This window comes from Variovorax sp. OK605 (assembly GCF_900115445.1).
Lineage (GTDB): Bacteria > Pseudomonadota > Gammaproteobacteria > Burkholderiales > Burkholderiaceae_C > Variovorax.
On record NZ_FOWL01000004.1, the window covers coordinates 624407 to 630837 of the forward strand.

4 protein-coding genes and 1 rRNA gene are annotated in these 6431 nt (G+C 64.4%); 3 read left to right on the plus strand and 2 right to left on the minus strand.

The window, feature by feature from the left end; all coding sequences use genetic code 11:
* Positions 1-18 precede the first annotated feature (18 nt).
* The gene (locus tag BM013_RS14305) at positions 19-2346 is read right to left on the minus strand and encodes an ATP-binding protein (RefSeq protein ID WP_093128056.1); all 2328 of its coding nucleotides are present in this window, start codon (positions 2344-2346) and stop codon (positions 19-21) included.
* Positions 2347-2461: 115 nt separating this feature from the next.
* Here BM013_RS14305 and BM013_RS14310 point away from each other — a divergent pair, with 115 nt between their 5' ends.
* The 3 genes from BM013_RS14310 to BM013_RS14315 all read left to right on the plus strand — a co-directional run bounded on the left by BM013_RS14310 (position 2462) and on the right by BM013_RS14315 (position 5971).
* Positions 2462-3661 carry a threonine ammonia-lyase gene (locus BM013_RS14310; RefSeq protein WP_177206508.1) on the plus strand — a complete coding sequence of 400 codons (1200 nt, stop codon included), beginning with the start codon at positions 2462-2464 and terminating at the stop codon, positions 3659-3661.
* A gap of 132 nt (positions 3662-3793) precedes the next feature.
* Entirely contained in the window at positions 3794-3946 is a 153-nt protein-coding gene (locus tag BM013_RS41215) for a hypothetical protein (RefSeq protein WP_177206507.1), read from the plus strand.
* 153 nt (positions 3947-4099) lie between these two features.
* Positions 4100-5971 (plus strand): phosphoenolpyruvate carboxykinase (GTP), encoded by a 1872-nt coding sequence (locus BM013_RS14315; protein ID WP_093128060.1) that lies wholly within the window; start codon positions 4100-4102, stop codon positions 5969-5971.
* Positions 5972-6148: 177 nt separating this feature from the next.
* Here BM013_RS14315 and rrf read toward each other — a convergent pair.
* Positions 6149-6261 (minus strand): 5S ribosomal RNA (gene rrf, locus BM013_RS14320).
* Positions 6262-6431: the final 170 nt, after the last annotated feature.

Consider the following 6431-nt stretch of genomic DNA (forward strand, 5'->3'; position numbering starts at 1 on the left):
GTTTTCTTTTTTCCGTCTTCACGACGGCAGGAAGCCCATGCCGCGCGTTTCGCGCACTTCGGGCTTGATGCGGTGCTCGGCCTCGAGCTGGTCCAGAAACTCGGCCGCCGTGAATTCCGTCGCCAGGATGTCGGTCTGCCGCTTCACGGCCGCGAAATCGCCTGGGCACAACTGGGTCAGCTGCACGAGCCGCGTGCGCAGCGCGCCGGTCATGAGCGCGCTGTCGCCCGCCAGCGCCTCGGTGACGAACATGCGCTCGCGCTGCGCCGCGGTGAGCGGCATGAACTTGATCTTGAAGGTGAAGCGCCGCAGCGCCGCCTGGTCGAGCCGCTCGAGCAGGTTGGTGGTGCACACGAAGATGCCGTTGAAGCGCTCCATGCCCTGCAGCATCTCGTTGACCTCGGTGACCTCGTAGGTGCGCTGCGCGCCGCGGCGGTCCTGCAGGAAGCTGTCGGCCTCGTCGAGCAGCAGCACGGCCTTCTCGTTCTCGGCCTCGCGGAACATGGCGGCCATGTTCTGCTCGGTCTCGCCGACGTACTTGCTCATGAGGTCGCTGGCCTGCTTGATGATGAGCGGCCGGCCGATGGCCTTGGCGATGTGCTCGGCCAGCGCGGTCTTGCCGGTGCCGGGCGCGCCGTAGAAGCACAGCGTGCCGTGGCCGCGCGCCTTCAGCGCCTCGACGATGCGCGGGATCTCGAAGCGGGTCTCGACGTTGAGCATGTCGAGGTCGTAGGTGGTGACGCTGCGGCGCTCGCCGCGGCCGGTGTCCAGCGTGCCCAGCGCCATGTCGGCGTTGCGCAGCTGGCGTTCGATGAGCGCTTCCATCGACGCGTCGTCGGTTCTTGCCAGGCCCGCGAAGCGCACCGCCGTGCGGATCTGCGCGGGCGTGAGGCCCTTGCGCTCGGCCAGCTTGGCGGTGAAGGCTTCGGAGACGACCACGCCTTCGAGCGTCTTCTTCACGAGCTGCTCGCGCGCGCCGGGCGGCGGCGACTTGAGTTCGAGGTGGTACGCGAAGCGGCGGCGGAAAGCCGGGTCGATCTGCTCGATGCGGTTGGTGACCCACAGCGTGGGCACGGGGTTGGCCTCGAGGATCTGGTTGACCCAGGCCTTGCCGCTCACGCTGCCGCTGGTGGGCGCGGGAATCTGCTCGGCGCGCGCCATGAACTGCGCGGCCTCGGTGCTGATGGGCGGGAACACGTCCTCGACCTCGTCGAACAGCAGCGCGGCCTGCGCGCTGCCCTTCAAGAACACCTGCGCGATCTGCAGCGAGCGGTAGCGATCGCGCCCGCTCAGCGAGTTGCCGTCGCGGTCGGCGTATTCGACCTCGAAGAGCTCGAGTCCCGCGGCGGCCGCCACCACCTTGGCCAGCTCGGTCTTGCCGGTGCCTGGCGGGCCGTACAGCAGCACGTTGACGCCGGGCTCTTTGCGCGCGACGGCCGCGCGCAGCAGCGTGACGAGCATCTGCGCGTCTTCCTGTACGAAGGAGAAGTCATGCGGCGTGAGCGAGCTCTTGGCCGAGGGCCGCGTGAACACGGCCATGAGTTCGTTGTGGTCGCGGTACTCGCGCATGAGCACCGGCGGCAGCTTCTCGCTGACCTTCATGAGGTCGGCAAGGTCGGTGATGTTGTGCTCGGAGATGAGGTTCTCGACAAGGCCGATGCGCTCGAGCCGCGAGCCCGCACGCAATGCCTCGCCCACTTCGCTCGCGTTCACGCCCGCGATGTCGGCGATGGCCGCATAGGCCTCGGGCGCGTTGTTGACCTTGAACTCGACCAGCAGCGAACGCAGGTCGCGCTGGTAGCGCGCGAGCGTGCCGTACAGCAGCAGCGCACGCTCGGCCTTGTTGAGTTGCAAGAGGCCCGCCAGCGCATCGATGTTCTTCTCGACCAGCGTCGATTGCTTGCGCAGCGCATGCGTGAGCCAGTCGCGCGTGACGGCCAGCACCGAGAGCAGGTCCTTCGGCTGGTCCTTTGCGTATTCGTCGAGATAGAAGAAGAGCGTGCCTTCCTCGTACGGGCCGCGCCACACGCCGTGGCGCTCCAGCAGCGTGCGTCCGTCGAAGTTCTCCACGCCCTTCCACGCTTCGTTGCCGGCGCAGCGGCGTCCGAGGAACTCGCGCAGCCGCTGCAGCACCGGCGCGGGCCACACCAGGTGGCGGCCGGTGAGAGAGAGCAGGCCGTTGATGTCGCGCCGCACGTTGAAGCGCGGCCCCTGCTTGGCGGCAAGCGTGAGCACGAAGTGCGAGCACATGAGCTCGAGCACCGGCGCTTCCTTGAGTCCAGGCGACGGCAGTGCCTGCCCGCGTACCGCAGCAGCCACGACATCGACACCCGCACGCTTGGCCATCAGGCAACCTCCAACGAGGAAAATCTCGGAGAGACCATAACGCAGACTTTTGGCTTCGGGAAGACTCGCAAACGGTAAAAACCCTGATGGTGCGATTCCAGCCACAATGCGCGCCATGGTCGGAATCCAAGAAATCGAACGCGCCGCGGCGCGCCTGCAAGGCCAGGTGCTCAACACGCCTTGCGTGGAATCGCGCACGCTGTCGGAGATCGTCGGTGCTCAGGTTTTCCTGAAATTCGAGAACCTGCAGTTCACATCCTCGTTCAAGGAGCGGGGTGCGTGCAACAAGCTGGTCGATCTTTCGCAGAACGGTACACGCGGAGTGATCGCCATGTCTGCCGGCAACCATGCGCAGGGTGTGGCCTATCACGCGCAGCGGCTCGGATTGCGCGCGCTGATCGTGATGCCGCGCTTCACGCCCGGCGTGAAGATCGAACGCACGCGCGGCTTCGGCGCCGAGGTGGTGCTGCACGGCGACACGCTCGACGCGGCCCGCGCGCACGCCCTGGAGCTGGCCGACCGCGAGGGGCTGACCTTCGTGCATCCGTACGACGACGAAGCCATCATCGCCGGCCAGGGCACGGTGGCCCTGGAGATGCTCGACGCGGTGCCCGACCTCGAAACGCTGGTGGTGGCGGTCGGCGGCGGCGGGCTCATTGCCGGCATGGCGGTGGCGGCGCGGGAGCGCAAGCCCGGGCTGGAGATCGTCGGCGTGCAGACGACGCGCTTTCCGGCCATGGTCAACGCCGTGAAGGGCACGCACCACGTGCAGGGCAAGAGCACGATCGCCGAAGGCATCGCGGTGGGCACGCCCGGCGTGCTGACGCGGGAAATCATCGCGAGCAAGGTCGACGACCTGCTGCTGGTGGACGAAGGCGACATCGAGCAAGGCGTGCTGATGCTGCTGGAAATCGAAAAGACCCTGGTGGAAGGTGCGGGTGCCGCGGGCTTGGCGGCACTGATTCGGCATCCGGAACGGTTCAAGGGCAAGCGTGTCGGGCTGGTTCTTTCGGGCGGCAACATCGATCCGCTGCTGCTCGCGGCCATCATCGAACGCGGCATGGTGCGGGCCGGCCGGCTGGCCCGCGTGCGGGTCAGCGCGCGCGACGTGCCCGGCTCGCTGGCCCAGATCACGGCCACTGTGGCAGAAGCGGGCGCTAACGTCGACGAGGTTCACCATCAGCGCGCCTTCACCATGCTGGCCGCGCAGAACGTCGACATCGAGCTGGTGCTGCAGACCCGCGGACGTGCCCACCTGGCCAGCGTGCTGGTCGCGCTGAGGGATGCCGGCTTCGAGGCCGAAGAGCAGCATTGAGCTGCGCGGAGCAGGCCGGGGTAACCTGGCTGTAACCTGCCTGAGGGGCTCGCAACCCCCTAGAACGGTCGGAGGCTACCCGCCGGTAAAATGGCCGCAGTCTGTCAATTTGTGTAATCGAGGTACAACCCGATGTCCAACCCCACTCCCGTCGAGCCGAGCCACGGCGCCGCTGTTGAAAAAGACGCCGTCGAATCGGTCGTGCACCTGATGCCGCTGGTCCTTCCCCTGGCTGGCGGCGTGCTGATGCTGCTGCTGGCATCGATCGCCGTCTACATGGCCTGACGCTGACAGTCGTTGGCGAATTTGTCCGCGGGCGGTGCGGCCCGCGTTGACGCAATCTCCCGAAGCGAAACGTTTTCTCAAACGGACCTCCGTGCCTGAGCTGGCCCGGCGTCCCGTTCGGAAAGACGATTTTTCAACTTAGGAGATTTCTCGATGAACGCACCCACGATGCAGGGCCTCAATATCCAGGCGCCCTCATACGTCAAGAACGCGAAGCTGATCGCCTGGGTGGCCGACATGGCCGCCTTGTGCAAACCCGAAGCCATTCACTGGTGCGACGGGAGCAAGGAAGAGTACGACCGCCTCTGCCAGCAACTGGTGGACGCAGGCACCTTCAAGAAGCTCAACCAGGCCAAGCGCCCCAACTCGTTCCTCGCGGTGTCCGACCCGAGCGACGTCGCGCGCGTCGAAGACCGCACTTACATCTGCTCCGAGAAGAAGGAAAACGCGGGTCCCACCAACAACTGGATGGCACCGGCCGAAATGCGCACGACCCTGCAGCCGCTGTTCGACGGCTGCATGAAGGGCCGCACGATGTATGTCGTGCCCTTCAGCATGGGCCCGCTGGGCTCGCCCATTGCGCACATCGGCATCGAGCTGTCCGACTCGCCCTACGTGGCCGTCAACATGCGCATCATGACCCGCATGGGCAAGGCCGTGTACGACGTGCTGGGCACCGACGGCGAGTTCGTGCCTTGCGTGCACACCGTGGGCGCACCGCTCGAAGCTGGCCAGAAGGACGTTTCCTGGCCGTGCAACAAGACCAAGTACATCGTTCATTACCCCGAAACGCGCGAGATCTGGAGCTATGGCTCGGGTTACGGCGGCAACGCGCTGCTCGGCAAGAAGTGCTTTGCACTGCGCATCGCCTCGAACATGGGCCGCGACGAAGGCTGGCTGGCCGAGCACATGCTCATCCTGGGCGTGACGAATCCCGAAGGCAAGAAGTACCACGTGGCGGCGGCCTTTCCGAGCGCCTGCGGCAAGACCAACTTCTCGATGCTGGTGCCGCCGGCGGGCTTCGAAGGCTGGAAGGTCACGACCATCGGCGACGACATCGCCTGGATCAAGCCGCAGGCCGACGGCTCGCTGCGCGCGATCAATCCTGAGGCAGGTTATTTCGGCGTCGCTCCCGGCACCAACATGCTGACCAATCCGAACTGCATGCGCAGCCTGGACGATGGCGTGATCTTCACCAACGTTGCGCTGACCGACGACGGCGACGTGTGGTGGGAAGGCATGGAGCAGGACGCACCGGGCAAGGCGCTGCCGGCGCACCTGGTCGACTGGCAAGGCAAGGACTGGACGCCGCAGATCGCCAAGGAAACCGGTGCGAAGGCTGCTCACCCGAACGCACGCTTCACCGTAGCGGCCACCAACAACCCCGCACTCGACGACGCGTGGGACGACCCGAAGGGCGTGACCATCGACGCCTTCATCTTCGGCGGCCGCAGGTCGACGACCGTGCCGCTCGTCACCGAAGCCCGCAATTGGGTCGAAGGCGTGTACATGGCAGCGACCATGGGCTCGGAGACGACCGCCGCGGCCGCTGGCCAGCAGGGCATTGTTCGCCGCGACCCGTTCGCGATGCTCCCGTTCATGGGCTACAACATGAGCGACTATTTCCAGCATTGGCTCGACTTGGGCAAGAAGCTCGAAGCCTCAGGCGCGAAGCTGCCGAAGATCTACACGACGAACTGGTTCCGCAAGGGCGCGGACGGCAAGTTCGTCTGGCCTGGCTACGGCGAGAACATGCGTGTGCTGAAGTGGATGATCGACCGCGTCGAAGGCAACAAGACCGAAGGCGTGGAGCACCTCACCGGCGTGAGCCCGCGCTACGAAGACCTGAACTGGACCGGCCTGGATTTCAGCGCCGAGCAGTTCGCGACCGTGACCAGCATCGACAAGGCTGCATGGGAGGCTGAATTGAAGCTGCACGCCGAGCTGTTCAAGCAGCTCGAGCACCATCTGCCGAAGGAATTGCCGGAAACCAAGGCTGCGATCGAGCAGCGCCTGGCAGCCTGATCAATCACGATTGCTCCAAACTAAAAAAGCCCGATGGATTGTCCATCGGGCTTTTTTATTGGTTGTGCGGTTTGGTATTGGCCTGTCGCCATTTCCAATGCATTTCTATTTTCGCTTCCGTACCCGCAAAGCAAAAAACCCCAGTCAATGCTGACTGGGGTTTTCTGGGCTGTAAGAGCCTGACGATGACCTACTTTCACACGGGAACCCGCACTATCATCGGCGCTGAGTCGTTTCACTGTCCTGTTCGGGATGGGAAGGAGTGGTACCAACTCGCTATGGTCATCAGGCATAAAGGGTTGTCTGACTGATCAAGTGATCAATCAAACGAATTCATAGAGTTTGGAATCAGCTTTTGGCGAATTATTTTGAATGCGTCAACTTGGCATAACACCTTGATCAGACTGATCAAAGTTATAGGGTCAAGCCGCACGAGCAATTAGTATCAGTTAGCTTAACG